This is a genomic window from Amycolatopsis sp. NPDC003861, assembly GCF_053605405.1.
In genome coordinates this window covers 1-26,285 of sequence record NZ_JBSGJD010000133.1, presented here as the reverse complement: position 1 = coordinate 26,285, position 26,285 = coordinate 1, and the positions used below count along the sequence as shown (strand labels likewise).

At 71.8% G+C, this 26,285-nt stretch carries 29 protein-coding genes; 8 read left to right on the top strand and 21 right to left on the bottom strand.

From position 1 onward, the window contains the following. Nucleotides 1-25 precede the first annotated feature (25 nt). The 16 genes from ACWEVN_RS28760 to ACWEVN_RS28685 form a co-directional block, all read right to left on the bottom strand. Nucleotides 26-1,795, bottom strand: coding sequence for a hypothetical protein (locus ACWEVN_RS28760; protein ID WP_452053376.1), 1,770 nt, complete (start codon nucleotides 1,793-1,795; stop codon nucleotides 26-28). A 43-nt stretch (nucleotides 1,796-1,838) separates the two neighbouring features. Further along, a complete protein-coding gene (locus ACWEVN_RS28755) occupies nucleotides 1,839-2,708 on the bottom strand; it encodes an AAA family ATPase (RefSeq protein ID WP_449685046.1) in 870 nt (289 codons plus the stop codon). Next, nucleotides 2,705-3,313 (bottom strand): nucleotidyltransferase family protein, encoded by a 609-nt coding sequence (locus tag ACWEVN_RS28750; protein WP_452053375.1) that lies wholly within the window; start codon nucleotides 3,311-3,313, stop codon nucleotides 2,705-2,707. The genes ACWEVN_RS28755 and ACWEVN_RS28750 overlap by 4 nt, the downstream gene beginning before the upstream one ends. Nucleotides 3,314-3,334: 21 nt before the next feature. After that, the gene (locus ACWEVN_RS28745) at nucleotides 3,335-4,168 is read right to left on the bottom strand and encodes an IclR family transcriptional regulator domain-containing protein (protein WP_449685044.1); all 834 of its coding nucleotides are present in this window, start codon (nucleotides 4,166-4,168) and stop codon (nucleotides 3,335-3,337) included. Nucleotides 4,169-4,178: 10 nt separating this feature from the next. Then, entirely contained in the window at nucleotides 4,179-4,580 is a 402-nt protein-coding gene (gene pcaC / locus ACWEVN_RS28740; protein WP_452053374.1) for a 4-carboxymuconolactone decarboxylase, read from the bottom strand. Next, nucleotides 4,577-5,353, bottom strand: a complete 777-nt coding sequence (gene pcaD / locus ACWEVN_RS28735; protein WP_452053373.1) for a 3-oxoadipate enol-lactonase — start codon at nucleotides 5,351-5,353, stop codon at nucleotides 4,577-4,579. Before pcaD ends, pcaC begins: the two co-directional genes overlap by 4 nt. Before the next feature lie 4 nt (nucleotides 5,354-5,357). After that, nucleotides 5,358-5,912 carry a protocatechuate 3,4-dioxygenase subunit alpha gene (gene pcaG, locus ACWEVN_RS28730; protein ID WP_449685041.1) on the bottom strand — a complete coding sequence of 185 codons (555 nt, stop codon included), beginning with the start codon at nucleotides 5,910-5,912 and terminating at the stop codon, nucleotides 5,358-5,360. Further along, a complete protein-coding gene (pcaH, locus tag ACWEVN_RS28725; protein ID WP_449679752.1) occupies nucleotides 5,909-6,646 on the bottom strand; it encodes a protocatechuate 3,4-dioxygenase subunit beta in 738 nt (245 codons plus the stop codon). Before pcaH ends, pcaG begins: the two co-directional genes overlap by 4 nt. An 11-nt stretch (nucleotides 6,647-6,657) precedes the next feature. Next, entirely contained in the window at nucleotides 6,658-7,839 is a 1,182-nt protein-coding gene (locus ACWEVN_RS28720; protein WP_452053372.1) for a thiolase family protein, read from the bottom strand. 133 nt (nucleotides 7,840-7,972) lie between these two features. After that, nucleotides 7,973-8,731, bottom strand: coding sequence for a CoA-transferase subunit beta (locus ACWEVN_RS28715; RefSeq protein WP_452053371.1), 759 nt, complete (start codon nucleotides 8,729-8,731; stop codon nucleotides 7,973-7,975). After that, the gene (locus ACWEVN_RS28710) at nucleotides 8,728-9,537 is read right to left on the bottom strand and encodes a CoA transferase subunit A (RefSeq protein ID WP_310974532.1); all 810 of its coding nucleotides are present in this window, start codon (nucleotides 9,535-9,537) and stop codon (nucleotides 8,728-8,730) included. The genes ACWEVN_RS28715 and ACWEVN_RS28710 overlap by 4 nt, the downstream gene beginning before the upstream one ends. Before the next feature lie 168 nt (nucleotides 9,538-9,705). Next, nucleotides 9,706-10,911, bottom strand: a complete 1,206-nt coding sequence (locus ACWEVN_RS28705; protein WP_452053370.1) for a glycoside hydrolase family 27 protein — start codon at nucleotides 10,909-10,911, stop codon at nucleotides 9,706-9,708. Nucleotides 10,912-11,032: 121 nt separating this feature from the next. Beyond that, entirely contained in the window at nucleotides 11,033-11,866 is an 834-nt protein-coding gene (locus ACWEVN_RS28700) for a carbohydrate ABC transporter permease (RefSeq protein ID WP_449685036.1), read from the bottom strand. Then, entirely contained in the window at nucleotides 11,866-12,819 is a 954-nt protein-coding gene (locus ACWEVN_RS28695; protein WP_449685035.1) for a carbohydrate ABC transporter permease, read from the bottom strand. Before ACWEVN_RS28695 ends, ACWEVN_RS28700 begins: the two co-directional genes overlap by 1 nt. Beyond that, nucleotides 12,816-14,081 (bottom strand): ABC transporter substrate-binding protein, encoded by a 1,266-nt coding sequence (locus tag ACWEVN_RS28690; protein WP_452053369.1) that lies wholly within the window; start codon nucleotides 14,079-14,081, stop codon nucleotides 12,816-12,818. The genes ACWEVN_RS28695 and ACWEVN_RS28690 overlap by 4 nt, the downstream gene beginning before the upstream one ends. Nucleotides 14,082-14,099: 18 nt before the next feature. Beyond that, on the bottom strand, nucleotides 14,100-15,269 hold the full coding sequence (locus ACWEVN_RS28685; RefSeq protein WP_452053368.1) for an ROK family protein: 1,170 nt from the start codon (nucleotides 15,267-15,269) through the stop codon (nucleotides 14,100-14,102). A gap of 76 nt (nucleotides 15,270-15,345) precedes the next feature. Between ACWEVN_RS28685 and ACWEVN_RS28680 the strand changes: the two genes are divergently transcribed. From ACWEVN_RS28680 to ACWEVN_RS28670, 3 genes are all read left to right on the top strand, one after another. Beyond that, entirely contained in the window at nucleotides 15,346-17,442 is a 2,097-nt protein-coding gene (locus tag ACWEVN_RS28680) for an alpha-galactosidase (protein WP_452053367.1), read from the top strand. Between the two features lie 92 nt (nucleotides 17,443-17,534). Continuing rightward, complete coding sequence (locus ACWEVN_RS28675; protein ID WP_449685032.1) at nucleotides 17,535-18,479, top strand: 2-hydroxyacid dehydrogenase; 945 nt, start codon at nucleotides 17,535-17,537, stop codon at nucleotides 18,477-18,479. Beyond that, on the top strand, nucleotides 18,476-19,597 hold the full coding sequence (locus ACWEVN_RS28670) for a glycerate kinase (RefSeq protein ID WP_449685031.1): 1,122 nt from the start codon (nucleotides 18,476-18,478) through the stop codon (nucleotides 19,595-19,597). Before ACWEVN_RS28675 ends, ACWEVN_RS28670 begins: the two co-directional genes overlap by 4 nt. A 507-nt stretch (nucleotides 19,598-20,104) precedes the next feature. On the opposite strand, the gene ACWEVN_RS28665 is transcribed toward ACWEVN_RS28670, so the two are convergent. Together ACWEVN_RS28665 and ACWEVN_RS28660 are read right to left on the bottom strand one after the other, a co-directional pair. Further along, the gene (locus ACWEVN_RS28665) at nucleotides 20,105-20,398 is read right to left on the bottom strand and encodes an iron-sulfur cluster biosynthesis family protein (RefSeq protein ID WP_176172267.1); all 294 of its coding nucleotides are present in this window, start codon (nucleotides 20,396-20,398) and stop codon (nucleotides 20,105-20,107) included. A 77-nt stretch (nucleotides 20,399-20,475) separates the two neighbouring features. Beyond that, entirely contained in the window at nucleotides 20,476-20,886 is a 411-nt protein-coding gene (locus ACWEVN_RS28660; RefSeq protein WP_449685029.1) for a hypothetical protein, read from the bottom strand. A 136-nt stretch (nucleotides 20,887-21,022) separates the two neighbouring features. On the opposite strand from ACWEVN_RS28660, the gene ACWEVN_RS28655 reads away from it, so the two are divergent. The 4 genes from ACWEVN_RS28655 to shbA all read left to right on the top strand — a co-directional run bounded on the left by ACWEVN_RS28655 (nucleotide 21,023) and on the right by shbA (nucleotide 23,308). Then, complete coding sequence (locus ACWEVN_RS28655; RefSeq protein WP_449685028.1) at nucleotides 21,023-21,502, top strand: GtrA family protein; 480 nt, start codon at nucleotides 21,023-21,025, stop codon at nucleotides 21,500-21,502. A 56-nt stretch (nucleotides 21,503-21,558) separates the two neighbouring features. Beyond that, complete coding sequence (locus tag ACWEVN_RS28650; protein ID WP_452053377.1) at nucleotides 21,559-21,930, top strand: YidH family protein; 372 nt, start codon at nucleotides 21,559-21,561, stop codon at nucleotides 21,928-21,930. Nucleotides 21,931-22,101: 171 nt separating this feature from the next. Beyond that, entirely contained in the window at nucleotides 22,102-22,398 is a 297-nt protein-coding gene (locus tag ACWEVN_RS28645) for a DUF202 domain-containing protein (protein ID WP_452053366.1), read from the top strand. A 253-nt stretch (nucleotides 22,399-22,651) separates the two neighbouring features. Further along, nucleotides 22,652-23,308, top strand: coding sequence for an RNA polymerase sigma factor ShbA (gene shbA / locus ACWEVN_RS28640; protein ID WP_449679741.1), 657 nt, complete (start codon nucleotides 22,652-22,654; stop codon nucleotides 23,306-23,308). A 33-nt stretch (nucleotides 23,309-23,341) separates the two neighbouring features. Here the strand turns inward: shbA and ACWEVN_RS28635 are convergent, their stop codons facing one another. The 3 genes from ACWEVN_RS28635 to ACWEVN_RS28625 are packed head-to-tail and all read right to left on the bottom strand — an operon-like array spanning nucleotide 23,342 to nucleotide 25,502. Then, nucleotides 23,342-24,193 carry an amidohydrolase family protein gene (locus ACWEVN_RS28635; protein WP_452053365.1) on the bottom strand — a complete coding sequence of 284 codons (852 nt, stop codon included), beginning with the start codon at nucleotides 24,191-24,193 and terminating at the stop codon, nucleotides 23,342-23,344. Continuing rightward, nucleotides 24,190-25,158: an aldo/keto reductase gene (locus ACWEVN_RS28630; protein ID WP_449685025.1), complete on the bottom strand. Its 969-nt coding sequence runs from the start codon at nucleotides 25,156-25,158 to the stop codon at nucleotides 24,190-24,192. The genes ACWEVN_RS28635 and ACWEVN_RS28630 overlap by 4 nt, the downstream gene beginning before the upstream one ends. 5 nt (nucleotides 25,159-25,163) lie before the next feature. After that, a complete protein-coding gene (locus ACWEVN_RS28625) occupies nucleotides 25,164-25,502 on the bottom strand; it encodes an L-rhamnose mutarotase (protein ID WP_449685024.1) in 339 nt (112 codons plus the stop codon). Nucleotides 25,503-25,582: 80 nt separating this feature from the next. Here ACWEVN_RS28625 and ACWEVN_RS28620 point away from each other — a divergent pair, with 80 nt between their 5' ends. Further along, nucleotides 25,583-26,266 (top strand): FadR/GntR family transcriptional regulator, encoded by a 684-nt coding sequence (locus ACWEVN_RS28620; protein ID WP_452053364.1) that lies wholly within the window; start codon nucleotides 25,583-25,585, stop codon nucleotides 26,264-26,266. Nucleotides 26,267-26,285 lie beyond the last annotated feature (19 nt).

The following is a 26,285-nucleotide window of genomic DNA, read 5'->3' as shown; positions in this document are numbered from 1 at the left end:
GACGAGGCGGGCGTTGCGGCTTCGATCAGGCAGCGGCCTTGAAGCCGGGCTGGATGTTGGCGCAGCCGCGCAGCCCCGCCGTCTTGTTGAGCTCCAGGACCGGCGGCAGCGTCTTCTGCGTGTACGCCTTGAGCTCGGCGAGCTTCGCGTCGTCGACCAGGTCGCGCCGGACGTGGTAGCTGACCCAGTTGCGCGAATCGATGGTCAGGTTGCCGATCGGCGGGTTGACGAAGATCGTCGCGTATTCGCTCTCGAACCGCGGGTCCTTGTCGAAGCCCAGCGTGGTGATCCACGAACCGATGAACGTGATCAGCTCGGGCTTCTCCTGGTTGAAGACGTAGTTGCGGACGCCCGTCACGTCGGACTCGTGCAGGTAGTCGGCGACCTGCTTGTCGCCGAGGCCGGCCAGGTCGAGCACCCGGAGGCGGCTGCCCAGCGACGTCCCGCCGAGGTCGATCAGGCCGACCTGGGCCGAGTCGGGGAGCTTGAGGATGTCCGCGAGGCCGTTGATGGTCCGGGCGTCGCGCTCGGCCACGATGCAGAACGCGGTCTTGACGTTGGCGCGGTAGGACTTGCCCTGGTCGTAGAGCCCGCTCACCGAGCTGACCAGCGCCACCACCAGCAGGCAGGCGAGCGCGATCCGGCCGCGCAGCCGGACCGCGGCCAGCGCCTCGACGACCACGATCGCGGCACCGAACGCACCCAGCGTCCAGACCGGGGTGGCGAACCGCAGCTGCCCCATCCAGTCGTATTCGAGCACGATGTAGGCGACCACGGTGAGCCCGAACGGTGCCATCAGGGCGATCAGCCCGGTGCGCAGGCGCGACGGCCGGACCATCAGCACCACCAGGCACGCGACGGCGACCGCGACGACCAGCCAGCCCACGTAGGAGACGATGTCACCGGGGCGGGCGAGGTCCTCGAGCGTCGGCGGCTCCTGCCCCTTCGCGACGGCGGTGTTCGGGACCAGCCGGCCGAACTCGAACCAGCGGAAAACCAGGTACGCGCCGTACGGGACGGCGAAGCCGGCGACGGAGAGCACGACCGCGCGCACGCTGCGGCCGAGCAGCTCCCGCTTGAGGAACAGCAGGACGGCGATCGGGTAGGCCCCGGCGTAGATGATGCCGTCGGGCCGGGTCAGCGCGGCGAGCATGGAGATCAGCCCGGTGCCGACGGCGACCTGGGTGTCGAGCAGCCGGCCGCTGTGGACCGCACGCACGATCAGCACCGCGAGCGCGGCGACGGTGAGGGCGTAGAAGGAGTTCTCCAGCCCGGAGAAGCACCAGATGACGAAGGACGGGATCGCGGCGAGCGCGGCCCCGGCGACGAACGTGATCAGCGCCGGGCGGCGGCTGAGCACCTTGGCACCGAAGTAGAAGAGCACCAGGATGGCGGCGCAGCAGAGCAGCGCGAGCGCCTTCGGGAAGAGGATCTGGTCGTTGACGCCGAAGAGCGTCCCGTGGTCGAAGAGACCGACGAGCTTGCCGAGAGCGATCAGGACCATCCAGGTCGGGTTGGAGTACCCCTCGACCGGCGCGGCACCGGGCTGGAGCACGGGCCCGAAGCCGTCGGCGAGGTTGCGCGAGTAGGCGAACGTGATGGCCGAGTCGTCGATCAGCCAGTGCCCGTAGAAGGAGGCGTGCACGGCGATCAGCGCGGTCCCGCCGAGCACGGCGGCCACCGCGGCGAGCTTGCCCCGCCAGCCCCGGCGCGCGGTCGGCGTCCCGGCCGCACCCGGCCGATCCGGTTCCGCTTCGGACGGCGGTCTCGTCTCCGTCGTCTCCGCCACGCTCATCCGCTGGTTCTCCCTCGCTTCGACCCGGCCCCCGACCCGGGTGTCAGGCGAACAAGGCGTCGAGCTTCGCCCTGACCCGGTCGAGGTCTTCGCTGTATTTCAGGACGGCGCCCAGCGTGCGTGCCGCTGTCGCCGCGTCCAGCTCGTCACGGTGAAGAGTCAAAAGAGCCCGCCCCCAATCGAGGGACTCCGCCACTCCCGGTGGTTTCAGCAGATCCATTTCGCGGAGCCGATGCACCGCTTCAGCGATTTGCCGAGCCAGAGCTGCACTTACCCGCGGGATCCTACGGCGCAGGATCTCGACCTCCCGAACCAGGTCCGGGTGTTCGAGCCAGTGGTAGAGGCAACGGCGTTTCAGCGCGTCGTGGACCTCGCGCGTCCGGTTCGAGGTGAGGATCACCAGCGGGGGGTGCTCGGCGCGGACTTCGCCGTACTCGGGGATGGTCACGGCGTGCTCGTCGAGCAGCTGCAGGAGGAAGGCCTCGAACTCGTCGTCGGCGCGGTCGATCTCGTCGATGAGCAGGACGCACGGGGCGCTGATCAGGGCCTGCAGCAGCGGCCGGGCCAGCAGGAACCGCTCGGTGTAGAGCGAGCGCTCGGCGGCCTCGACGTCGAGCTGCCCGCCGCCGGCCGCCTCGAGCGCGCGCAGGTGCAGCAGCTGGCGGGGGAAGTCCCACTCGTAGAGGGCCTGGGCGGCGTCGATGCCCTCGTGGCACTGGAGGCGGACGAGCGGCCTGTCCAGCGCGGTGGCCAAGGCCAGGGCGAGTGACGTCTTGCCGGTGCCCGGTTCGCCCTCGCAGAAGAGCGGGCGGCCCATCCGCAGGGCGAGGAAGCCGGCGGTCGCCAGCCCGTCATCGGCGAGGTAACCGGTCGCGTCGAGCGCGGCGGCGAGGTCTTCGGGCGAGTCCGTCACGAGTCGATCGTAGGTCTTCCGGCGGGACCGGCGAGATCGCCGGGGCGGTCGACGTCCCGGCCGCTGCCGAGGTCACCGCACTCGACCAGGGCGAGGTCGGCGCGGGTGGCGAGCCAGTCACGGGCGCCGCGATCGCCTCGGGCGGTTCCCGCGACCTCGCCCCACCAGCGGCGGCCGAGCACAACGGGGTGGCCGGGCACGCCGTCGTAGGCCGCGCGGGCGACGGTTTCGGGGGTGACGCCGGCGGTGAGCCGGGCGATGACGTCGGTGCCGACCCACGGGAGGTCGACGAGGTGGACGAGAGCGGCGGCGGGCTCGTCGGTCGTTTCGAGCGAGGTGAGGCCGGCGCGGAGGGAGGCGCCCATGCCGGTGGCCCAGTCTTCGGCGGTCACGGCCTGGGCGGGATCGGGCAGGAGGGCGCGAACCTGGTCGGCGGCGGCCCCGACGACGACCCGCACGGGCTGACACCCGGCGGCGGTGAGGGTGCGGAGCGCGCGGAGGACGAGCGGTTCCCCGTCGAGTTCGACGAGAGCCTTGGGACCCCCGAAGCGCCGGCCGGCACCGGCGGCCAGGAGGAGGCCGGCGACCCGGAGAGAAGTGGTCATGAGGGCGAGCCTGCCCGCGGGTCAGCCACGGGCGTGGGCCGGGGCTCCGACCGCCAGATCCGCCTCGATGGCGCGGGCCGTCTCCAGCAGCGGGGGGACCAGGTCCTTCTCCACCGACTCCGCCGTCGTGCGGCTGGCGTGAGTGGACAGGTTCACCGCCGCCACGACCTGACCCCTCCGGTCCCGGATCGGGGCGGCCACCGAGCGGAGGCCTTCCTCCAGTTCCTGGTCCACCATGGCCCAGCCCTGGGTGGCCACCCTGGCCAGCTCCGTACGCAGGCGGGCCGGCGCCGTCACCGTGTGGTCCGTGAGGCGGTCCAAGCTCGCCACCAGGAAGTACGCCTCCAGGTCGGCCTCGGCGAGACCCGCCAGGAGGACGTGGCCCATCGATGTCGCGTGCGCCGGGAAGCGGGTTCCCACGTTGATGCTCACCGTCATGATCCGGGAGACCGCCACCCGGGCCACGTAGACGATGTCGGTGCCCTCCAGGACCGAGACCGAGCTCGACTCGTGGACGCGGGCCGACAGGTGCTCCAGGTGCGGCTGGGCCACCTCCGGCAGCGTCATGCTCGACAGGTACGCGTAGCCCAGCTCCAGCACCCGGGCCGTCAGCGAGAAGTACTTGCCGTCGGTGCGGACGTAGCCGAGGTCGGCCAGGGTCAGGAGGAACCTTCTCGCCGCCGCGCGGGTGAGGCCCGTCGCGCGGGCCACGTCGCTCAACGTCAGCTCGGACGCGCCCGCGTGGAAGGCCTTGATCACCGCCAGGCCGCGCTCCAGCGACTGCACGTGGTGGGCTCCACGGTGCGCCGGTTCGCCGGCCAGGCGGACGTCGGTCTGCGGCCTCGTCACGTCCATGCCCGGCACCTTATCCGGCGTCCTTCGGCACGGCGCTCGGCTCGCCGAGCTCGGCCAGGGTGCGCTGGGCGATGGCGAAGGCCGCGTTCGCCGCCGGTGCGCCCGCGTAGACCGCCGTGTGCAGCAGGACCTCGCCGATCTCCGCCGCCGACAGGCCGTTGCGGACCGCCGCCCGGACGTGCATCGCCAGCTCGTTGTGCGCGTCCAGCGCCGTCAGCGCCGCCAGGGTCACGCAGCTGCGGGTGCGGCGGTCCAGGCCGTCGCGGGCCCACACCGAGCCCCACGCGCCCTCGGTGATGTAGTCCTGGAACGGGCGGCTGAAGTCCGTGGTGCCCGCGACCGCGCGGTCGACGTGCTCGTCGCCGAGCACCTCGCGCCGCACTTTCATGCCCTGCTCATGGCGGTCCGTCACGCTCGCTCCAAGTGGTCCAGGATCAGCCGGGTGAACTCCCCCGGCCGCTCGTAGCTGCCCAGGTGCGCGGCGTCCGCCACGACCTCCAGCCGCGCGCCGGGGATGCCCTCGGCGATCGGCCGCGCGTGCTCGGCCGGCGACGTGGCCGGGTCGTCCGCGCCCGCGATGACCACCGTAGGGGCGGTGATCTTCGGCAGCAGGTCGAGCAGGTCCATCCGCTCGATCGCCCCGCAGCACGCCGCGTAGCCCTCGGCCGGGACCGCGGCGATCATCGCGCGGAGGAACTCGGCCCGGTCCGGGTGCCGCTCGCGGTACCCCGGGGTCAGCCAGCGCTGCACGCCCGCCTCGGCCACCGCCGCGGTGCCCTCGGCGCGGACCGTGCGGGCCCGGTCGGCCCACATCGACGGCGGCCCGAGCTTCGCCGACGTGCAGCACAGCACCAGGCTCGCGATCCGATCCGGCGCGTGGATGCCGAGCCACATCCCGGTCATGCCGCCGAGCGACAGGCCCACGTGGTGCACCCGCTCGGCGCCGAGGTCGTCGAGCAGGGCCAGGACGTCGGCGCCCAGGTCTTCGAGCTCGTAGGGCCCCGGCGGGACCGGCGACCCGCCGTGCCCGCGCGTGTCGTAGCGGACCACCCGGAACCCGCGTTCCACCAGCGGCGCGACCTGGGGTTCCCACATCCGCAGGTCGCTGCCGAGCGACCCGCCGAACACGACCACCGGCGCGTTCTCGGGCCCTTCCACGACCCGGTGCAGCTTCACGGCGCTCACGGCGTCACACCCGGAAGAAGACGGTCTCGCCGTCTCCCTGCAGCCGCACGTCGAAGCGGTAGCCGTCGCCGGTCTTCGCCGCGATCAGCGTGCCGCGCCGCTCCTCGGGGACTGTCGCCAGGACCGGGTCGCCCGTATTGTCCTGGTCCTCGAAGTAGATCCGCGTGACGACCCGGTTGAGCAGGCCGCGCGCGAACACCGAGACGTCGATGTGCCGCGCCTGCGTGACGCCGCCCTCGCCCGGCACCACGCCGGGGAGCACGGTGAAGATCCCGTACGTCCCGTCGGTCTCCGTCGGGCAGCGGCCGAAGCCCCGGAACTCGCCGTTCGCCGCGCCGCGCGGGTCGTCCGGGTGGCAGAAGCCGCCCTCGGGGTCGGCCTGCCAGGTCTCGATCATGGCGTCCGGGACCGGGTCGCCGTTGCCGTCGCGAACGGTCCCGCGGATCCAGAACGCGCCGGGCGTGCCCTCGGGCACGACGTGCGGGCCGTCGGGCCAGGGCAGCCCGATCGACAGGTACGGGCCGACGGTCTGCGAAGGGGTGGGCAGCAGCCTGGTCATTCGTCCTCGTCCTCTTCCTCTTCGAACACCGACGCGTCGCGCCCGCGCAGCACGATGTCGAACTGGAACCCGAGCGCCCACTCGGCCTGCGTGATGTCGTGGTCGTAGCGCGAGACCATCCGCTGCCGGGCCTTTTCGTCCGGGATCGAGTTGAAGATCGGGTCCTGGGAGAACAGCGGGTCGTCCGGGAAGTACATCTGGGTGACCAGCCGCTGGGTGAACGCCGAGCCGAACACCGAGAAGTGGATGTGCGCCGGGCGCCAGGCGTTGTCGTGGTTCTTCCACGGGTACGCGCCGGGCTTGATGGTGGTGAAGGTGTAGCGGCCGTCGCTGTCGGTCAGGGTGCGGCCGACGCCGTCGAAGTTCGGGTCGAGCGGGGACGGCCAGCGGTCGCCGGTGTGCCGGTAGCGGCCGCCCGCGTTCGCCTGCCAGATCTCGACCAGGGAGTCGCGCACCGGACGGCCGTCGCCGTCGAGGAGCCGCCCGGTGACGATGATGCGCTGGCCCTGCGGCTCGCCGGCGTGCTGCCGGGTGAGGTCGTTGTCGAGCTCGCCGAGGCGGCCGGGGCCGAGCAGCGGGCCGGTGACCTCGGTCAGCATCTGCGGCAGCAGGACGAGCTCCTGCTTCGGGTGCCGCAGCGCCGTGGAACGGTAGCCGCTGGAGTCGAGGGGCGGGTGGGTGCCTTCGGGGTCTTCCCCGTAGCGCGGCAGCCTGAATTCGGTCGGAGTGGCCACGTTTCTCTCCCTTATCGGCCTTCGAGGACGACAGCCAGCCCCTGGCCGACGCCGATGCAGATGGCGGCCAGGCCCCAGCCCCCGCCGCGGCGGTGCAGGTCGTGCGCCAGGGTGCCGAGGATCCGGCCGCCGGACGCGCCGAGCGGGTGCCCGATGGCGATCGCGCCGCCGTGGGTGTTCACGATCTCCGGGTCCAGGTCCTTCCAGTCGCGCAGGCAGGCCAGCGACTGCGCGGCGAAGGCCTCGTTGAGCTCGACCGCGGCCAGGTCGTCCCAGCCGATGCCGGCGCGTTCGAGGGCGATCTCGGCCGCGCGCACCGGGCCGATGCCGAAGACGTCCGGGTCGACCCCCGCCGCGCCCCGGCCGGCGATCCGGGCCAGCGGGGCCTTGTTCAGGTTCCTCGCGGCCGCTTCGTCGCCGAGGAGGAGGGCCGAGGCGCCGTCGTTCAGCGGGGAGGCGTTGCCCGCGGTGACCGTGCCGGTTTCCTTGCGGAACACGGGCTTCAGCTTGGCGAGCTTCTCGGGGCTGGAGTCCGGGCGGATGCCTTCGTCGCGGGCCAGGTCGACGCCCTCGACCGGGACGACCAGGTCGTCGTAGAAGCCCTCGTCCCACGCCTGGGCGGCGTTGACGTGGCTGCGGGCGGCGAAGGCGTCCTGCTCGTCGCGGCCGATGCCGTACCGCTCGGCGAGCTGCTCGGTGGACTCGCCGAGGGAGATCGTCCACTGCGACGGCATCGCCGGGTTGACCATGCGCCAGCCGAGCGCGGTGTTGTAGAGGGTCTGGTTGCTCGCGGGGAAGGCCTTGTCCGGCTTCGGCATGACCAGCGGGGAGCGGGTCATGGACTCGACGCCGCCCGCGACGACGAGGGAGGCGTCGCCGGTCTGGATCGCGCGGCTGGCCTGGATGGCCGCGTCGAGGCCGGACCCGCAGAGGCGGTTGACCGTGCTGCCGGGGACGGTGGTGGGCCAGCCGGCGAGGAGGGCGGCCATGCGGGCGACGTTGCGGTTGTCCTCGCCCGCGCCGTTCGCGTCGCCGAGGGTGACTTCGTCCACTGTGGACGGATCGAGGTCGTTGCGCTGCTGGAGCGCCTTGAGCACGCCGGCCGCGAGGTCGTCGGGGCGGACGCCGGCCAGCGCGCCGCCGTAGCGGCCGAACGGGGTGCGGATCGCGTCGAGGATGTAGACGTCGGTCATGCGCTCGCCTTCCGGGTGGGTGACGCGAGGGTGATCGCGTGGGGAGAGCCTGCCACGGGCGAGGCGCTTCGCCGCGATGGCGGGCCCGGGTGGCGGTGGCGCGACGTGGGGCCGTTGCCGGGAGGCGCGTCGGTCATGCGCTTGCCTTCTCCAGGTCTCGCAGGACGGTCAGCTCCTGCTCCGTGGGGGCCGGGGTGGTCTCGAGGTCGTCGGACACCTTCAGTTTCCACCCCGTGGCCGCGATGGCGCTGTCGAGATCCACCCCCGGGTGGAGGTGCGTCAACGTCAGCTCCGCCATCTCCGGGTCCGGGCGCAGCAGCCCCAGATCGGTGACCACCAGGGTGGGACCGCGGCCGGGCAGGCCCAGCCGCTCCCGGTCGCCCTTGCCGGTGCCGTGGCCGAACGACGTCACGAAGTCGACCTTCTCCACGAACGCGCGCGGGTTCTGGCGGAGGACGATGAACACCTCGCCGCACGAGGCGGCGATCTCCGGGGCGCCGCCCGCTCCCGGCAACCTGACCTTCGGGTCGTGGTAGTCCGAGCCGATCACCGTCGTGTTGATGTTGCCGAACTTGTCCAGCTGGGCCGCGCCGAGGAAACCGACGTCGATGCGGCCGGGCTGGAGCCAGTAGTTGAACACCTCCGGCACGCTGATCACCGCGTCCGCCGTGTCGGCCAGCTCGCCGTCGCCGATCGACAGGGGCAGGCGGGACGGCTTGGCGCCGAGGCAGCCCGACTCGTAGATCAAGGTCAGGTTCGGCGCGTGCGCGCGGCGGGCGAGGTTCGCCGCCTTGCTCGGGAGGCCGATGCCGACGAAGCAGGACATGCCGTCGCCGAGGGCCCGGGCCGCCGCGACGCTCATCATCTCGTCGGCGGTGTAATCCGCGCTCATGCCTTCACCCCGGTCAGCTCGTTCAGCCACTTCGTGAACTCTTCGCGGTCGCGCCCGACCTTGTCCCACGCCTGGTACGCCGCGTTGTCCCGCTCGTAGTACCCCGCCGCGTACGACGGCTTCGCGCCGCCGGGGACCTCGGCCACCGCCGTGACCACCCACGCCGGCAGCACCACCGCGCCCGGGCGGTCGTCCAGCTCGTCGACGACTTCCTCGACCGTCACCAGCGACCGCTTCGCCGCCAGCACTGCTTCCTTCTGGACCCCCGTGATGCCCCACATCTGGACGTTGCCGGCGCGATCCGCGCGCTGGGCGTGCACGATCGAGACGTCCGGGTTCAACGCCGGCACCGCCGTCAGCTTCTCGCCGGTGAACGGGCAGGTGATCGGCTTGATCGTGGCCGTCTGGGCCGGCAGGTCCGTGCCCGTGTAGCCGCGCAGCACCGCGAACGGCAGGCCGGACGCGCCGGCGACGTACCGGTTCGCCATGCCCGCGTGGCTGTGTTCCTCGATCTCCAGCGGCACCGGCCAGTCGTGCTGGACGGCGTCGCGGAAGCGGTGCAGCGAGCCGACACCCGGGTTGCCGCCCCACGAAAAGATCAGCTTGCGCGCGCAGCCGGCGCCGATCAGCTGGTCGTAGACGATGTCCGGGGTCATCCGCACCAGCGTGAGGTCACGCCGGCGCTGCCGGATGATCTCCTGCCCGGCCGCGACCGGGATGAGGTGCGTGAACCCTTCGAGCGCGACGGTGTCGCCGTCGTGCACCAGCCGGGCCACGGCCTCCTCCAGCGACAGCAGCTCCGCCATCACACACCCTCCGCATTGTTCGCATCACGCACACTCGTTCTGCCAGCGAACATAGCACGGCGGCCGGGGGCCCGACCAGATGTCTTCCACCCAATGGATGACGCCCGCACGTCGAAGGGGACTTTCCCCGCCCGGACAGGCAGGAAAAGTCCCCTTCCGGAAGAACGGTCAGCCGATCCGGACCAGCCGCGAGCCGTGGGGCGGCACGGCGGACGCCGTCCACGAGCCCCGGAACCGCCCGAGATCCCGGCGCGCGACGAGGTCACGCACCGGCCGCGCCCCGGCGAAGTCCACCGTGATGTCCGCGGGCGAGGAACCCAGGTTGTAGACGGCCGCGTACCACCGGCCGTCCGGCGCGCGCTTCTTCCACACCTGGAGGTCCCCGCCGCTGACCCGCGTCGGGTACGAACCGGCGTGGTCGACCGCGATGACCTCGGGATTCGTCAGGATCGACACGGCGGAGGCATCGAGGAAATAGATGTCCCCTCCCACATACAGCGGCGACGAAGCCATGGACCAGAACGTCATCACGCTCTGCCGCTCGACGTCGGAGAGCCCGTCCTGGATGCCGGACCCCGTGTTGTTGCTGATCGGCATCGAGTCCAGGTCCGGCCGGTAGTTCGGCCCGAAGACGCCGAGCCACGAAGGCAGGTCCGCCCACCGCGCCTTCACCGAGCTGTCCCAGGTGGACACCGTCTCGCAGTAGCACTCGATGTCCGTGTCGACGCGCACGCCGTTCGCGTACGGCGCCAGGGAAGCACCGATGGACCGCGGCACCGGCCACGCGCTCGCCGTCAGCCACATCGGCCGCCGGGAGTGGTCGATGGCCGTCGACCAGGCCCGGATGTCGGCGACGTTGTCCGCGGTCGTCCCGTCGACCTTGACGAAGTCGACACCCCAGGACGCGAACCGGGCCACGATCGAGTCGTAGTACTTCTGCGCGCACGGGTTGGTGAAGTCGACTTTCCAGTTCCCGCCCCAGCCGTTCGACGGCGTCAACGGCTTGAAAGCGATGTCCTGCGCGTGGCACGACGTCCCGAGAATGGGCGCGTTCTTGTCGTAGACCTCCTTCTCGAGCCCGGTCACGGCGTACAGGCCCAGCTTCAGCCCGAGCGAGTGCACGTGGGAAGCCAGGGCCGGGATCCCGGACGGGAACCGGGTCGGATCGGGGTCGGGGATGCCGTTGACGTCGGTGTGGAAGACCCAGGACTGCGAAGCGTTCCAGCCCGAATCGATGTTGACGTAGGTGTAACCGGCGGACTTGAGCTTGGTGGCGAGAGCTTGAGCCGCGTCACGGATGTGCGACTCGTTCAGCCACGAAGTGCCGTAACCCGCGCGGGTCGACGACTCCAGGCTCCAACTGCTCCAACCCATGAACGGCTTGACGAACGGCGTCCGTGCGTCGGCCGGAGGGACAACAACCAGCGATAAAAACCCGAGCACAGCGAGGAAAACGGAAAGGAGGCGCTTCACTGAACACTCCTCGATAGGGGACCTATTCCTTGAGCCCGCTGGCCGCGATCCCGCGGACGATGAACCGCTGGGCGACCAGGAACATCGCGACCAGCGGCGCGATGGTGACCAGAGCACCGGCGAACAGCGCCGGCAGGTTGACCGACTGCGCGGTCAGGAACGTCGAAAGCGCGATCTGCGCGGTCCACGACGACGGGTCCTGCCCGATGACCAGCGGCCACAGGAACGCGTTCCAGCTTTCGATGAACATCAGCGCCCCGAGCGAGGCGATCATGCTCCCGGAGTTCGGCAGCACCAGGCGCCGGTAGACGCCGAGGTAACCGAGCCCGTCGAGCCGCCCGGCCTCCTCGATCTCGGCCGGGAACCGCAGGTAGAAGTTGCGGAACAGGATCACCGTGAACGCGCTGAACAGGTTCGGCGCGATGATGCCCCACTCGGTGTTGACCCCGCCCATCGAGCCGACGACGACGAACGTCGGCACGAACGTCACCGACTGCGGGATCATCAGCGTGACCAGCACGTAGGTGAACACGAAGCGCCGCCCGGGAACGTTGATCCGGGCCAGCGCGTACCCCGCCATCGAGCCGAAGAGCGTGCCGACCGGGGCCGTCACGACCGCGACCAGGAACGAGTTCCCCAGCGCGTGCGCCATGGGCACCGAGGCGTCGGCGAACAGGTCGCCGAAGTTGACCCACGACAGCGGGTCCGGCAGCCACGCCCAGTCGGGCGAGCTGACCTGCTGCCGCGTCATCAGCGCGTTGCGCAGCATGATGTAGAACGGCAGCAGGAAGACCAGCGACAGCACGGACGCCAGGACGTACTTGGGCGCCTTCCGGGACACCGGCAGAACGGCCATCAGTCCTTCTTCCCGAAGCCGACGAACCGGCCCTGCAGCAGCGTGATCACGACGATGATCACCGTCAGCAGGAAGGCCCCGGCCGAGCCGACGCCGTAGTTCTGGTCGCCGAGCGCGGAGTCGTACAGGTAGACCAGCGGCGGTTTCACCGGCGCGGTCGCCGTGCCGGACAGCCCGGTGCCGAACAGGTTGTAGAACTCGTCGAACGCCTGGAACGCGGCGATGAGGATCAGCAGCAGCACGGCCACGGACGTGTTCCGCAGCTGCGGCAGCGTGAGGTGGCGGAAGGCCTGCCACTTCGTCGTGCCGTCCAGCTCGCCGGCTTCGTACAGCGACGGCGGGATCGCCTGCAGTCCGGCCAGGAACAGGATCATGTACAGCCCGACCTGCAGCCACAGCCGCAGCGTCACGACCGCGACCCAGTACACCGGCGGGCTCGTCGTCGACAGCCACGGCACCGGGTCGGCGCCGAACAGCCCGCCGACGACGTTCGCGACCCCGGACGGCAGCCCGTTGAACAGCGCCATCTTCCACACCAGCGCGGCCACGACGTAGGACACCGCGGCCGGGATCAGGAACACGGTCCGGAAGAAGGCCCTGCCGCGCTTGATGCTGTTGATCAGCACCGCGAGCCCCAGCGACGCGACGAAGGTGATCGGCACGATGAAGACCGTGAAGAGCGCGATCGTCGTCAACGAGGTCAGGAAGGCGTCGTCGCCCAGCAGGAACGCGTAGTTGCCGAAGCCAATCCAGTGCCCGAGCGTGATGGTGCCGCGAGCGTCGTTGAAGCTGAGCAGGAAGCTCCACGCGATGGCGACGTACTTGAACAGCCCCAGCCCGAGCACGACCGGCCCGGTAAGCACCGCGAACGCGCCGATCGCCCGCCAGTCGCGACGCCGGCGGCGCGGCTTCGCCGGCGCCGAGACGGCCGGCGCCTCCATCAGGGCCGTCATGCCAGCTGCTTGTCGACTTCGGCCTGCGCCTTCTTCGCCGCGTCGCCGAGTTCGGCGGCCGGGTCGGCCTGCCCGTTCGCGATCTTCGTCGCGGCCTGCAGGAACAGCGTCGCCGACGCCTTGTTCCACAGCCCCGAGTAGGACTTGCCGAACTGCTGCGAGATCGTCACGGCGTCCTTCGCGGGCCCGCTCGAGAACTCGGTCGTCCGCGCCGCGACCTCCTTGCGGGCCGGGATGTGGAAGCCGTACTGGACGCACCAGTCCTTCTGCAGGTCGGCGTTCTTGATCCACAGCCAGTCGATGTACTTCTTGACGGCGTCGAGGTTCGCCGACTTCGCGTTCGCCAGCTGGTACCAGCCGCCGACGCGGGCGACCGGCTTGCCCGCGTCGCCGAACTTCGGCCACGCGACGACGCCGAAGTCGTCGCCCAGGGCCTTCTTGATGTCCGGCAGCGACCACAGGCCACCCCACTGCATGGCCGTGGCGCCTCCGGTGAACGCGCCCGGGTCGGACCAGTCGGTCGGGTAGCCCTGGAGCAGGCCGCCGGTGTCGTGCAGCTGCTTGAGCCCGCCGATCGCGGCGATCGCTTCGGGCGAGGCGAACGCGACCTTCTTGCCGCTCGCGTCGAAGAAGTCCCCGCCGGACGACCAGAGCAGGAGCGTCGCCGCCTCGCCGACGCCGTCGGTGCCGACGTAGAGGCCCTTCTGCTTGCCGTTGTCGAGCTTCCGCGTCGCTTCCAGGAGCTCGGCGAACGTCTGCGGCGGCTGGACGCCCGCGGCCTGCAGCGCGCTCTTGCGGTAGTACAGCATCATGACGTCGTCGATCATCTTGACGCCGTAGACCTTGCCGTCGACGGTCACGGTGTCCAGCGCGGCCGGGCTGAAGTCGGCTTCGACCGGGCCGACCACGTCGTCAAGCGGCGCGAGCAGGCCGTTCTTGACGTTCTGGTACCGGAAGTCACCCAGCTCGAACAGGTCCGGGGCCTGCGCGGTGAGCATCGCCGAGTTCAGCTTGGTCTCGTAGTCGCCGGCGATCCAGCTGACGTTGATCGCGATGTCCGGGTTGGCCTTGGTGAACTCCTGCGCGTACCGCTGGACCGCCTGCTGCGTCCCGGATTCGCCGTACGCGTGGTACCACTGCTGCAACGTGACCTTCGCGCCCGAAGAGGAGGCGTTCTTGTTCAACGGGTCCGAGGTGCAACCCGCGAGGGCCGCTCCCCCGGCGAAGAGGACCGAACCGACCAGGAAGCTACGACGATTCATGGGGCTCACGGTGTCTCCTTAGACGCTTTCTGACGCGAAAAGGCTCTGGACGGCGACCGCGGCGGCACCGCGGGCCCACTCCTCGAACGGCAGCGGCCGGATGACCAGGCCGCACCGGGCCGCGCTGCCGAACGCCTGGACCGCGAAGGTCCGGCGGATCTGGTCTTCGAACAGGTCGTAGGTGGCGACGCCCTCACCCGAGACGACCACTCGTTCCGGGCCGAACAGGTTGACCAGCGCGGCCAGCCCGAGGCCGATCGCGTGCCCCGCCCCGGCGAAGACCTCCCGGAGCGGCTCGTCGCCGCCGCGGGCCCGCGTCACGGCGTCGGCCATCGACAGGCCGGGCTCGCCGGTGACCTGCCGGGCACGCGTCAGGATCGCTTCGGTGGACGCGATCGCCTCGACGCAGCCCTGTCCGCCGCAGTGGCACGACGGTCCGCCGTCGGCGACCGGGACGTGCCCGATCTCGCCGGCGACACCGTGCGCACCCCGGACCAGGTCGCCGTGGACGACCAGCGCGCTGCCGATGCCGGTGCCCACGGTGACCAGCGCGAACGACGACGCGCCGACCCCTTCGCCGAACCACTGCTCGGCGACGGCGAGGGCCTTGACGTCGTTTTCGAGGGTCACGGTCAGTCCGGTGGCCTCCTCGAGGAGTTCGGCCAGCGGCACGTCCCGCCAGCCGAGGAACGGGGAGTACCGGACGACGCCGGACGCGCGGTCGACGTCGCCCGACACCGCGATCCCGAGGCAGTAGGCGCGCTCGCGGAGGGTGCCGGTCAGCAGCTCGCCGACGAGATCGGCCAGCGCGCGGACGACGTGCCCGACGTCGTGGCCGGTCAGCGCGTGGTGGGCGCTGGCCCGGACGTCGGCGCGCAGGTCGGTGACCACGCCGATCAGGTCGTCGCCGGTGATCTTGACGCCGACGAAGTACTCGCGGTCCGGCCGGATGGCCAGGGGGTTCGCCGGGCGGCCGGCCCCGGGGGCGGTGCGGCCTTCGGAGGCGAGTTCTTCGAGGTAGCCGGCCTCGATGAAGGGCCGGGCGGCCTTGGTGACCGCGGCGGAGGAGAGCCCGGTGCGGCGGGCGACGTCGACGCGGGAAACCGGCCCCTCGGTCAGGACCGTGGTGAACACGGTCGCGGCCGCGGGACTGGTGATCGGCGCCCTTGCCGGTGCACTGCGAGGCATGGCCGGAAGGGTAGAGAGATTTAATTAACTTCGTCAAGAATTTATTTTCGCGCTGGTCAGCTCTACGCTGTCGGGCATGTCGCTCGTCGAACACGACCCCGCGCACCGGCTGTGGCTGCTGCGCACCCCCGAAAGCTCGTACGCCTTCCGGCTGGACGCCGACGACCGCCCGCGGCACGTCCACTGGGGCCCGCCGCTGACCCTGGCCCAGGCCACGCAGGTCGCCGCGCGCCGCAATCCGGCCGACAGCAGCTTCGACGAGCCCGGCGACGAGCGGCAGGAACTCCCGGCCGAGGGCGGCGCCTTCTTCGGCGTCGCGGCGCTGGCCGTGCGCTACGCCGACGGAACTTCGGCGCTCGAGTGGCGCTACGACGGCTTCGCGCTCGAAGACGACGCGCTCGTCGTCCGGCTCGCCGACCGGCACTACCCCCTGGAGCTGTCCCTGCACTACCGCGTCCGCGGGGACGTCGTCGAGCGCTGGACGTCGCTGCGGCACACCGGTTCCGAAGAGCCGATCGCGTTGCTGCGCACCGATTCCGCGTCGTGGACGCTCCCCCGGCGCGAGGGCGCGCGGCTGAGCCGGACGTCCGGGGCGTGGAGCGCCGAGTACGGCGTGCTGCGCGAACCGCTGCCGGTCGGCGAAACCACGCTCACCAGCCGCCGCGGCGCCTCCAGCCACCAGGTCAACCCGTGGGTGATGCTCGACGCGGGCGACGCGACGGAGACCACCGGCGAAGTGTGGTCTTCCGCGCTGGCGTGGAGCGGGAGCTGGCGGATCACGGTCGAGCGCACGCACACCGGCCGCGTCACCTGGACCGGCGGGTTCGGCCACGAGCACGTCGCCTGGCGGCTGCAGCCGGGCGAAACGTGGGAGACGCCGGTGTTCGCCGGGCTCTACGCGGCCGACGGCTTCGGCGGGACGAGCCGGCGGTGGCACGCGTACGTCCGCGAGTTCGTCCAGCCGCACCCGGGCGAGCTGCGGCCGATCGTCTACAACTCCTGGGAGGCGACCGGCTGGGACGTCGACGAGCGGACCGAGACCGAGCTCGCCGCGGCGGCCGCGAAACTGGGCGCGGAGCTGTTCGTCATGGACGACGGCTGGTTCGGGGCCCGCAGCGGCGACACCGCCGGCCTCGGCGACTGGACCGCCAACGAACAGCGCTTCCCCGCCGGGTTGCAGCCCCTCGTCGATGCCGTCCACGCGCACGGGATGCAGTTCGGGTTGTGGGTCGAGCCGGAGATGGTCAACCCGGACAGCGACCTCTACCGCGCGCACCCGGACTGGGTGCTGCACATGGCGCACCGCTCCCGGACGACGTTGCGCAACCAGCTCGTGCTGAACTTCGCGCGCCCGGACGTCGCGGACTGGGCCCACAAGTGGCTCGACGGCCTGGTCGGCGCACACGGCATCGACTACCTCAAGTGGGACATGAATCGCGCGTTCACCGAGGCCGGCTGGCCCGAAGCCGGTCCGGACGCCGCACGCCTCTGGGTCGACCACATCCGGGCGGTGTACGCGATTCTGGACCGGCTGCGCACCGACCACCCGCACCTGCGGATCCAGGGCTGCGCGGGCGGCGGCGGGCGCACCGATCTGGGGATCCTCGCGCGCACCGACGAGATCTGGGCGTCGGACAACACCGACGCGGCCGACCGGATCACCATCCAGCACGGCTACGGCCAGATCTACCCCGCGGGCACGATGTCGGCCTGGGTGACCGACAGCCCGAACCCGGCCACGCACCGGGAAGCGCCGCTGAGGTTCCGGTTCCACGTGGCGATGGCGGGCGTGCTCGGCCTGGGCGGCGACCTGCCGCGCTGGACGCCGGGCGAACTCGCCGAAGCGGCGTCGCTCGTGGCGCTGTACAAGGAGATCCGGCCGGTGGTGCAGCACGGGACGCAGTACCGGCTGGCCGACCCGGCGGTCTCGGCGCTGACGGCGGTGCAGTACGTGCTCGGCGATTCCGCGGTCGTGTTCTTCTGGCGGCGGCCCACGGAGTTCGCGCGGCCGGTCACGCCGCCGCGGCTCGCGGGGCTGGACCCGGCCGGGTCGTACCGCGACCAGGACGGCGTCGTGCACCACGGCGCGGTGTTGCTGAGCCACGGGCTGGACGTCTCGTTGCCGGGGAGCGGGTACGCGAGCGCGGTGGTGCGGCTGACGCGCGTGGGCTGAATTGTCGGTGACATCCGGGGCTTCGCCCCGGGGCGGGGGCTCCGCCACCCGAGCCCCCGAAAAATGTCGGTGGGGTGCCCTACGCTGTCGTCGTGGCCAAGATCGCGGTGACCCGATGGATTCCCGACGACGCGGTGAAGCTCCTCGCCGAGGCAGGCGATGTGGAGGTCTCCCCCGCCGATCGTCCGCTGGCGCCTGCGGAACTGCACGAGTTCGTGCGCGGTGCGTCGGCGGTCGTCGGCATGCTGCACGACCGGCTCGACGGCGCGCTGGCCGACGCCGCCGGGCCGGGGCTGAAGGTGGTCGCGAACGTCGCGGTCGGGTACGACAACGTGGACGTCCCGGCGCTGGCGTCGCGCGGGATCGTCGTCACCAACACGCCCGGCGTGCTCACCGACGCCACCGCCGACCTCGCCTTCGGGCTGCTGCTGGCCGTCACACGGCGGCTCGGCGAGGGCGAACGGCTGCTGCGGTCGCGCACGCCGTGGTCGTTCCACCTCGGCTTCCTCCTCGGCTCCGGGCTGCAGGGCAAGACGCTGGGCGTCGTCGGGTACGGGCAGATCGGGCAGGCGATGGCGCGCCGGGCAGCGGCCTTCGGGATGTCGATTGTCTATTCTGGACGGTCTAAAAAGGACACAGACGCCGAGTACGTGTCCTTCGAGGAGCTGCTGGCGCGTTCGGACGTCGTCTCGCTGCACTGCCCGCTGACGCCCGAGACGCGGCACCTGATCGACGCCGGGGCGCTGCGGGCCATGAAACCCGGGGCGTACCTGGTGAACACGACCCGCGGCCCGGTCGTCGACGAGGCCGCCCTGGCCGACGCGCTGGAAGCCGGGGAGATCGCCGGCGCCGCGCTCGACGTGTTCGAAAAGGAACCCGAGGTCGAACCGCGGCTGCTCGGCCGGGACGACGTCGTGCTCAGCCCGCACCTGGGGTCGGCGACGGTCGAGACTCGCACCGCGATGGCCGTGCTGGCCGCGCGCAACGTCGCGGCGGTCCTCGCCGGGCGTCCCCCGCTGACGGAGGTGAAGCCGTGACCCGGGTCGTCATCGCGCCCGACAAGTTCAAGGGCAGCCTGACCGCGGTCGAGGCCGCGGAGGCGATCGCGCTCGGCGTGCGCGATGCCTTGCCGGACGCGGAAATCGTGACGTGCCCGGTCGCCGACGGCGGCGAGGGCACCCTCGACGTACTGGAGGCCGCGGGCGCGCGGATCGTGCGGATGACGGTGCGCGGGCCGCTGGACGAGCAGGTCCAGGCGCGGTACGCGGTATTGGACGGCACGGCGTACGTCGAATCCGCGCGCGCGTGCGGGATCGAATTCGTCGAACCCTCCCCGGCGACAGCGCTGGCCGCGCACACCTGGGGTGTCGGCGAGCTCCTGGCGGACGCGCTGGTGCACGGCGCGAAGCGGCTGGTGCTCACGGTGGGAGGCACGGCCAGCACCGACGGCGGCGCCGGGATGCTCGGTGCCCTGGGCGCGGGCGTGCTCGACGCGTTCGGCGCACCGGTCGGCCTGGGCGGCGGGACGTTGACGCGGGTGGCGTCGACGGAGCTGACACCGGTGCGCGACCGGCTGGACGGCGTGCGCGTGGCGGTCGCCACGGACGTGACGAACCCGTTGCTGGGCCCGGAAGGCGCGGCGGCGGTGTTCGGGCCGCAGAAGGGAGCGGGCCCCGAGGAGGTGGCGCTGCTCGACGAGGGATTGGGGCGGTGGGCGCACGCACTGCAGGTGGGCGGCGCGCCGGACGTCACACGGGTGCCGGGTTCGGGCGCCGGCGGCGGGGTGGCGGCGGCCGCGATCGCGCTCGGGGCAAGCGTGGAGTCCGGATTCGACCTCATCGCGGGACTGACCGGAGTCGACGAGGCGCTGACCGGGGCGGACCTGGTGATCACGGGCGAGGGATCGCTGGACGAGCAGAGCCTCAACGGAAAGGCCCCGGCGGGCATCGCCGACCGAGCGCGGCCGCGCGGGGTGCCGTTGATGGCACTGGCCGGGCGGATCCAGCTCGACGCGGCGGGCTTGGCACGGCTGGGGGTGGTGGGGAGCAGCGCGCTGATCGATCACGCGCCTTCGCTGGACCACGCGCGGAAGCACGCGGCGGAGTTGCTGCGGGAGCGGGCGGCGGAGCTGGTTCGCGCTTGGAGGGAGGGGTAGACGGGGGCTTTGGCTGGTTCGACGCGAGGGCAGCCGGGGAGCGGTGCGCGAGGGCGCACTCGCCGGGCCGGGTTCTGCGAGACCGGCGATCGGCGGGACCGGCAGCCGGCGGCACCGGCGGTCGGCGGAGTCGGCAACCGGGGAAGCGGTGCGCAAAGCGCACCCGCCGGGCAAGCCCCGCGCGACGAGCGGCCGACGGCGGAGTCGGCGGCCATCGGCGACGGCGACCAGCAGCACCGGCGGCCAACAGCGGCGGCAGCCGGGAGGTGGTGCACAAAGCCCCGCCGGGCAGGCCTCGCGCCACCGGCAACCGGCGCCACCGGCGACCGGCGGGACCAGCGGCCAGCGGTACCGGATGTCGGCCGAGTCGGTAGCCGGCGACAAAGGCGGCCAGCGGCGGAGTCGGCGGCCAGCACCACCGGCGGTCGGCGGCGCGCGGCGCTGCGCGGCGCCCGCCTGCGAACGGACCTTCCGCATCCCGAGGAGCGAAAGGCCCGTCCGCCGCGGTCAGCTCGTGTGCTGGGGAAGCACGGCGAAGGCCACGCCGCCCGCTTCGTCCTCCTGGACGTCCAGGACCTTGTCGTCCAGGAGCGCGGCCGCCTGGGGCTCGAGGAACACCTTCGGCCCCTCGGCCTCTCCCAGGACGCTGTCGCCCTCCGCGGGCTCGGGCGCCACCGACAGGGCCAGCTGGGCGCTCTCTCCGTCGGCGTTCTGGACCGCCAGGCGCAGTCCGGCTTCCCCCTCGCCCTGGCTGGTCAGTGCGGTGATCGCCTCGGCGGCGGCTTCGGTCACGGTCAGCATTTTCGGCCTTCCCTTCGTCGCGGTCCGATGTTTTCCCCACGCTAGGGGCGTCCGGACGGACGTGCAGTCTGAGCGGATCAGCCCTGCCTTGCCGCGCGGATGGCGTCCGCCACCGACTCGCCCGCGTAGTCCGTCGTCTCGCGGCGGCCCTGGTTGGAATGACGGCGGGGCAGCGTGTCCTCCGGGACCACCGGCTCGAAGTCCGCCGGTGCGTCTTCGATCGTCTCGTCGAGCTCGGCCGCCGGCGTGGCCGCGAGCGGGCGGTCCGGGACCGGCTCCGGCTCGGCGTCCGGGATCTCTTCGGCCAGGCGCTGGTCCATCGGCTCGCCTTCGCGGATCTCCCGGGGCGTGGTGCCGTACCGGTCGGCGGCGCTCCAGTGCTCGGGCGGCTCGATGCCTTCCTCGAGCGAATCCACGCGCAGCTCGTCCTCGTCCAGCGCCTCGCTGGGACTCAAGCTCTGCGGTTCGGCCGAGTCACGGTCACTCACTGGCCCTCCTGGCGCGTCGGAAGCATCGTCGCCGGTGACCTACCCCGGCCGGCCGGGCGGCGAAACCTGCCGGTGTCGCAGGGATCACAGGGTTTAACACATTCACAAGTTTGTGAATGTCAGCTAGGTTGGGATCATGGCCACCACCAGGTGCGCACCGGAGCGCCGGCTGCTCGCCACCGATCCGGACCGCCACCACGAGCTCGGCACGCACGCGGCGTGGTACGTCGTGGCCGGTGTAGTGACAACCGGCGTCCAGGCCGTCCTGTTCCTCCTGCTGCGCGACGAGCTCGGCTCCCAGGTGGCGAACCTGGTCGCGATCGCGCTCACCACTGTCGGCAACACCGAGTTCCACCGCCGCGTCACCTTCGCCGGGCGACGCAGCAACGCCGGCAAGCGACACCTGCAGGACCTGCTCACCTTCGCCTTCTACGCCCTGTACGGCTCGGCCGTGCTGGCCCTGCTCGACGCCTTCGTCGACCGGCCGACGTCGTGGGAGGAGACCGGCACCCTGCTGCTCGCCAGCCTCGTCGGCGGGTTCGTGCGGTTCGCCGTGCTGCGCTGGTGGGTGTTCGCGCACCGCACCGACCCGGCCGCGCCCGCCCACACCGGCTAGCGTCTGCGGACGTGGCCCCGGACGAAAGCAAACCGGACGGAACCAAACCGGCCGAGATCAAGCCGACCGAAACCCAGGCGGCCGGCGGCATCACGCCCCACGCGGGCGGCACCGAACCGGACTACCGCTTCACGCTGGCCAACGAACGCACCTTCCTCGCCTGGCTCCGCACCGCCCTCGGGCTGCTCGCGGGCGGCGTCGCCGTGCACCAGCTCGTGCCGTCGCCGGCCGCGGCCAGCACGGTGCTCGCCGGGCTGTGCGTCGCGCTGGCCGCCGTCCTCGCCGCGACCGCCTACCCGCGCTGGCGGCGGGTGCAGATCGCGATGCGGGCCGGGCAGCCGCTGCCGCCGAGCCGGACGATCCTGGTGCTGACGGGTGGCCTGCTGACGCTGATCGTCGCCGCGGCCGTGCTGCTGGTGGTCTCGTGAGTGACACGAATGGCAGCGGACGGTGACGGCCGGGAAAAACGGCCCGTCCGCCCGGCTTTCCCCGCGAGCCGGCCGGCCGGCCCCGGGCGAGCGGCCCGCTTGGACGCGAATACCGCCGCTTCGCGATTATCGTGACGTCAAAACTACCGACACGCCGACCGAGATCCGGCCGTGACCACCCCGGCGGGCGCCCAAGCCGAGCGCACCGGGCTCGCCTGGCGGCGGACCGCACTGGCGTCCGCCGCCTGCACGGTACTGCTCCTGCACTCCGCCGCCCAGCGCCATTGGGGTGGCGCGCTGGTCCCGGTGGTGCTCGCCGCCGGGACATCTGCCCTGCTGGCAGCCATCGGGATGCACCGCGAACGGGCCTTGCGCGCCGCCGAACCGGGGCCGCCGAGCCGCTTGCTGCCCGCCATTGCGTCGCTCGCCGTGACCGTGACCGCCACTTCCGTGGTCGTCTTCCACTGACGAGTGAACTCGGCACATCCTGAAACCGATTAATCGCAATGTGCGGGGGCGGGTCGCGGGAACATCACGGTCGATACTGCTAACGGGGTATTGGTCGTTGAAATCTGGACTGACCCGCCTGGAGGTGCTTACGATTACCCTGCGTCGCACGGACCGCAGATCGGCCCCGATCCATCGGAGCATCTGCGATGGATCAGTTACGGAGTGTTGAACCCCCGGCAGCGACGGTCGAGGGTCGGCCGGGGAGACGACCATGACGGCACCGCCGAGTACCACCGAACAATCCGCTTCCAGCCTTCGCGATTATCGCACCCCCGAGACTCTGCCCCGCCCGGGCGGACGGCTCACCAAGGAGGACCTCGACCCCCTCGTCAAGGACGCGGGCGAGGGCAACCCGGCGGCGATCCACTCGCTGCTGCAGATGATCGAGCCGGTGGTGGTCCGCTACTGCCGCGCGCGCATGGGCGGCCGTGACCTCTCCTACCTGTCGGCCGACGACGTCGCTCAGGAAGTCTGCCTGGCCGTGCTCAAGGCGCTGCCCGACTACCAGGACCGCGGCGGCTCCTTCCTCTACCTGGTCCACGCGATCGCGGCCAACAAGGTCGCCGACGCCTACCGCGCCGTCGCCCGCGACCGCTCCGAGCCCGTCCCCGAGCTCCCGGAGAGCCCGCACGTCGCCGGCAACGAGCCCGAGTCCCACGCGCTGCACCTCGACCTCGGCGCCCGCCTCGGCCGGCTGCTCGCCTCCCTGCCCCGCGTGCAGCAGGAGATCCTGACCCTGCGCATCGCCGTCGGCTTCTCGGCGACCGAGACCGCCGAAGCGCTCGGCATCTCCGCGGGCAACGTCCGCGTGACGCAGCACCGCGCCCTGACCCGGCTGCGCGGCATGATCCGCGACGAAGAGTTCTGAGACCACACCGGCGGGCGGGCGGGGTCGCCTTTTTTACCCCCTGGAGGAGGTGACCCCGCCCGCGTCCAGCCCGTAGACCGTGCGGGCGTTGTGCTCGAAGACGGCCAGGCGCTCGGCGTCCGACAGCGAGCCCGTCAGGGCGATCGCCGCGTCGAGGACCACTTCGTAGGACGCCGCCAGTTCGCAGACCGGCCAGTCCGAGCCGAACAGCAGGCGCTCCGGGCCGAACACGTCCAGCACGTGGTCGACGTACCGGCGCAGGTGCCCGACCTCCCAGCCCGTCCAGTCCGCTTCGGTGACCAGGCCGGACAGCTTGCACACGACGTTCTCGCGCCCCGCCAGCGCCGCCACGGCGGACGCCCACGGCTCCCACTCCCCCGCCGCGATCGGGGGCTTCGCCGCGTGGTCCAGCACCAGGCGCAGCTGCGGCAGGCGCAACGCCACCTCGGCCGCGGCCGGCAGCTGCGCGGGGCGCACCAGCAGGTCGAACGCCAATCCCGCCGCCGCCACGGCGCTGAGCCCGGCCAGCACCTCGGGCCGCAGCAGCCAGTCGTCGTCCGGCTCGTTTTCCACCTGGTGCCGGATGCCGACCAGGGGTCCGCCGAGGGCGGCCAGGCGGTCGGCGACGTCCGCGGCGGTGAGGTCCACCCAGCCGACCACACCCGCGATCACCGGCTCCGCGGCCGCCGTCGCGAGGAACTCCGCCGTCTCCTCCGCCGAGGACACCGTCTGGACCAGGACCGTCGCGTGCACGCCCGCCGCCTTCGTCACCGCGCGCAGGTCGTCGACGGTGTACGGACGCCGGATCGGGTCCATGGCGTCACCCGTCATCCACGGGTACTCGCGCCGCGCGGGGTCCCAAAGGTGGTGGTGCGCGTCGATCATGAGACCCCTTCGGCGATGACGACGTCGGCGCGCAGCAGTCCCGCGTCGATCAGCTCGGTCCACAGGGCCGGCGGCACCGCGGCCCGCGCGCGCCGGGCGTTGACGCTCACCTGCGAAGGATCGTGCGCGCCGACGACCACCGACGCCACCGCGGGATGCCCCATCGGCAGGGCCAGCGCGGCTTCCGGCAGCTCGACGCCGTGCCGCGCGCAGATCTCCGCGATCCGCCCGGCCCGTTCGACCAGCTCGGGCGGGGCTTCGGCGTAGTCGTAGACCCGGCCCGGTTCGGCGGTCGCCAGGATCCCGCCGTTGAACGCGCCCCCGGCCACCACCTCGACGCCCCGCGCGGCGCAGAGCGGGAACAGCTCGTCCAGCGCCGGCTGGTCGAGCAGCGTGTAGCGGCCGGCCACCAGCAGGACGTCGAGGTCGGTGCGGCGGACGAACTCGGCCAGCATCGGCGCCTGGTTCATCCCGGCGCCGAACCCGCCGATCACGCCCTGCTCCCGCAGCTCGCGCAACGCCGGGAACGCCCCCGACACCGCCTCCTCGAAGTGGTCGTCGGGGTCGTGGACGTACACGATGTCGACGCGGTCGAGGCCCAGCCGCGTCAGGCTGTCGTCGAGGGACCGCAGGACGCCGTCGCGGCTGAAGTCCCACCGGCGCCGGTACGCGGCCGGGACCGCGAAGCCCTGGTCGTCGCGGGCGCCGGCGCCGCCGGGGTTCGGCTCCAGCACCCGGCCGACCTTCGTCGAAAGCACGTACTCGTCCCGCGGGTAGGCGCTCAGCGCCGCGCCGAGCCGGGTCTCCGACAGGCCGAGGCCGTAGTGCGGTGCGGTGTCGAAGTAGCGGATGCCCTCCTCCCACGCGCGCCGGACGGTCGCGGCCGCCGTCTCGTCGGTGATCGCGTGGTAGAGGTTGCCCAGCTGCGCGCAGCCGAGCCCCAGCGGGGACAGGGAGAGTTCCAACGCCGTCACTCCTTCACCGGCAATTCCCAGACCAGTCCGATGCCGGTGTCGCCGCCGGAGTAGTCGTCCTCGACGGCCAGCAGCCCGGCCATCCTGGCCTGCCACGGCACGTTGGCGGGGTGGTCCCGCAGCGCCGCGCGCATCGCTTCGTAGTCGTCGACTTCGAGGACGTGGAACAGGTCGAGTCCGTTACGCCAGATCCGCCAGGAGTGGACACCGGCTTCGCGCAACGCGGTGTCCAGTTCCGGCGGGATGACCGCGTGGACGGACTCGTACTCGGCCTCTTTGCCGGGTTTGAGCCGGGTGTGCAGAGCCACTCGTTGTGGTGTGCCCTGGTGGGTCATCGCCCCTCCTTCGCCGGGACATGGCACGCTGGGGAGTAACACCGAAACATCCGAGGTCTGTTGCAGGGAGGGCGGACGCGATGCCCGTCACCGATGTCGCGATCGACAAGATCAAGGACATGATCATCTCCGGCGAGCTGGCGCCGGGCGACCGGCTGCCGAAGGAGGCCGAGCTGGCCCAGCGGCTCGGGCTTTCGCGCAGCTCCCTGCGCGAGGCCGTGAAGGCGTTGTGCCTGATCAGGGTCCTCGACGTCCGCCAGGGCGACGGCACGTACGTCACCAGCCTCGAGCCCAACCTGCTGCTCGACGCCATGACGTTCGTGGTCGACTTCCACCGCGACGACACCGTGCTCGACTTCCTGGCCGTGCGCCGGATCCTCGAACCCGCCGCGACCGCGCTGGCCGCGCTGCACATGAGCGACGCCGACATCGCGGAGCTGGGCACGCTGCTCGGCGAGCTGGAGGACTCGCCGACGGTCGAGGCGCTGGTCGCCAACGACCTGCAGTTCCACCGCAAGATCGCCGACGGCTCGGGCAACCCGGTGCTGTGCTCGCTGCTCGACAGCCTGTCCGGGCCGACCGCCCGCGCCCGGATCTGGCGCGGGCTCACCCAGGAGGGCGCGGTCGCGAAGACCCGCGAGCAGCACACGGCGATCTACGAGGCCATCGCCGCGCGCGAACCGGAACTGGCCCGCTCGTGGGCGACCGTGCACGTCGCGGGCGTGGACGACCGGGTCGCGACGTTCCGGATCACGGCGAGTTGACCCACTCGTCCGTGCCGTC

What these genes read in the sequence shown, in the direction of transcription:
- ACWEVN_RS28760 (WP_452053376.1), bottom strand. Translation starts at nt 1,795, where the DNA reads ATGAGCGTGGCGGAGACGACGGAGACGAGACCGCCGTCCGAAGCGGAA.
- ACWEVN_RS28750 (WP_452053375.1), bottom strand. Translation starts at nt 3,313, where the DNA reads ATGACCACTTCTCTCCGGGTCGCCGGCCTCCTCCTGGCCGCCGGTGCC.
- ACWEVN_RS28745 (WP_449685044.1), bottom strand. Translation starts at nt 4,168, where the DNA reads ATGGACGTGACGAGGCCGCAGACCGACGTCCGCCTGGCCGGCGAACCG.
- pcaG (WP_449685041.1), bottom strand. Translation starts at nt 5,912, where the DNA reads ATGACCAGGCTGCTGCCCACCCCTTCGCAGACCGTCGGCCCGTACCTG.
- ACWEVN_RS28720 (WP_452053372.1), bottom strand. Translation starts at nt 7,839, where the DNA reads ATGACCGACGTCTACATCCTCGACGCGATCCGCACCCCGTTCGGCCGC.
- ACWEVN_RS28715 (WP_452053371.1), bottom strand. Translation starts at nt 8,731, where the DNA reads ATGAGCGCGGATTACACCGCCGACGAGATGATGAGCGTCGCGGCGGCC.
- ACWEVN_RS28710 (WP_310974532.1), bottom strand. Translation starts at nt 9,537, where the DNA reads ATGGCGGAGCTGCTGTCGCTGGAGGAGGCCGTGGCCCGGCTGGTGCAC.
- ACWEVN_RS28705 (WP_452053370.1), bottom strand. Translation starts at nt 10,911, where the DNA reads ATGGGTTGGAGCAGTTGGAGCCTGGAGTCGTCGACCCGCGCGGGTTAC.
- ACWEVN_RS28700 (WP_449685036.1), bottom strand. Translation starts at nt 11,866, where the DNA reads ATGGCCGTTCTGCCGGTGTCCCGGAAGGCGCCCAAGTACGTCCTGGCG.
- ACWEVN_RS28695 (WP_449685035.1), bottom strand. Translation starts at nt 12,819, where the DNA reads ATGACGGCCCTGATGGAGGCGCCGGCCGTCTCGGCGCCGGCGAAGCCG.
- ACWEVN_RS28690 (WP_452053369.1), bottom strand. Translation starts at nt 14,081, where the DNA reads ATGAATCGTCGTAGCTTCCTGGTCGGTTCGGTCCTCTTCGCCGGGGGA.
- ACWEVN_RS28685 (WP_452053368.1), bottom strand. Translation starts at nt 15,269, where the DNA reads ATGCCTCGCAGTGCACCGGCAAGGGCGCCGATCACCAGTCCCGCGGCC.
- ACWEVN_RS28680 (WP_452053367.1), top strand. Translation starts at nt 15,346, where the DNA reads ATGTCGCTCGTCGAACACGACCCCGCGCACCGGCTGTGGCTGCTGCGC.
- ACWEVN_RS28665 (WP_176172267.1), bottom strand. Translation starts at nt 20,398, where the DNA reads ATGCTGACCGTGACCGAAGCCGCCGCCGAGGCGATCACCGCACTGACC.
- ACWEVN_RS28655 (WP_449685028.1), top strand. Translation starts at nt 21,023, where the DNA reads ATGGCCACCACCAGGTGCGCACCGGAGCGCCGGCTGCTCGCCACCGAT.
- shbA (WP_449679741.1), top strand. Translation starts at nt 22,652, where the DNA reads ATGACGGCACCGCCGAGTACCACCGAACAATCCGCTTCCAGCCTTCGC.
- ACWEVN_RS28635 (WP_452053365.1), bottom strand. Translation starts at nt 24,193, where the DNA reads ATGATCGACGCGCACCACCACCTTTGGGACCCCGCGCGGCGCGAGTAC.
- ACWEVN_RS28625 (WP_449685024.1), bottom strand. Translation starts at nt 25,502, where the DNA reads ATGACCCACCAGGGCACACCACAACGAGTGGCTCTGCACACCCGGCTC.
- ACWEVN_RS28620 (WP_452053364.1), top strand. Translation starts at nt 25,583, where the DNA reads ATGCCCGTCACCGATGTCGCGATCGACAAGATCAAGGACATGATCATC.